Annotated in this window: 1 protein-coding gene; it reads right to left on the bottom strand. The window is 36.2% G+C overall.

What is annotated here, in order from left to right:
* On the bottom strand, window positions 1-936 hold a 936-nt coding region (locus tag R7E47_RS25250), incomplete at its 3' end, for a phage major capsid protein (protein ID WP_318085547.1).
* Window positions 937-1,057 lie beyond the last annotated feature (121 nt).

The raw sequence follows: 1,057 nt of genomic DNA, 5'->3' as shown, positions 1-1,057 counted from the left end.
TTTTAGTGATGCATAATAATCTTGACGACGCATTGTTACACTTACATTTTCTTGATAATCATCACCTAGGTCACCTAAAGCATTAATAATTGCTTCAATCATATTCCCACCAGTGACAGCTTTAATTTTACCTGGCTCATATAATGACATGTGCTCAGTACCCTTTTTAGGGGATTCCGCAAATGTTAAACGTTTTTCTTTCACTGCAAGTGCTGCTTGAAGTGCTGATTCAACTTCTGTAACTAAATCCAAATCACTTCCATGAATAACCGAATCAGAAATACGCGCTTTAACTTTCACTTTATGGCGTCCAAACGAAACTTTATCCCCTGTGACTTCCAATTCTTTCGCTGTCTCTTCATCAGTAACAAAATCATCATCATCAAGCTCAAAACTAATTTTCGGACGCTCTAGCCCCTTAATATTAGTTAATGTCATTTTCGGACGAAGCGGATTCTTTTGTTTTGGTTCAGATACAATCTGATTAGATAGTGTTGTTGGTAAGAATTTTTCCCCACCAGTTGATGTCGTTTGTTTTGTCCCTAGTAGATTTCTTGTTTCCTCACTAACAGATTGTCCTGTTAAAATAGAACGATAGTATTCTGCTTTCGCTGCAATCATGCGTTCTTCATTATTCTCGGCTGCTAAAATAGGCTCTTGTCTTTGAAGTCTAGAACGCTGCTCTTGCTCCATTTCTTTGTATTCAGCTTCTGCTGCATCAAATCTTTCCTGCGCGAATGACTTTGCTCTCTTTAAATCAGCTAACTCTTCAGATGTAATTGTTGCATCCGTTAATTTAGATCTTAATGCCTCACTTGCGTTTACAACTTCTTCACCTAACATCTGTAAATCACGTTTCATATCCATCATTGTTTTAGATCGTGCTGCAAAAAATTGTAACCCAACTCGGAATGGGAATTTACTTTTAATTTCCATATTTTATTCCTCCTGTTATTTCTTATATTTTTCAAAGTCTTTTAATGTTGTATTTACATCGCTTAATAATAATTGTCTTTCTTCATCCGAAATAGTTTGCGTTGGTGCTTTTGGCTTTGGA

Origin of the sequence: Vibrio sp. Vb1026 (assembly GCF_033338745.1) — a bacterium.
In the GTDB taxonomy this organism is placed as follows: Bacteria; Pseudomonadota; Gammaproteobacteria; order Enterobacterales; family Vibrionaceae; genus Vibrio; species Vibrio alginolyticus.
Note: the sequence above shows the minus strand (reverse complement) of the source record. Positions and strands in the feature narration are given on the sequence as shown.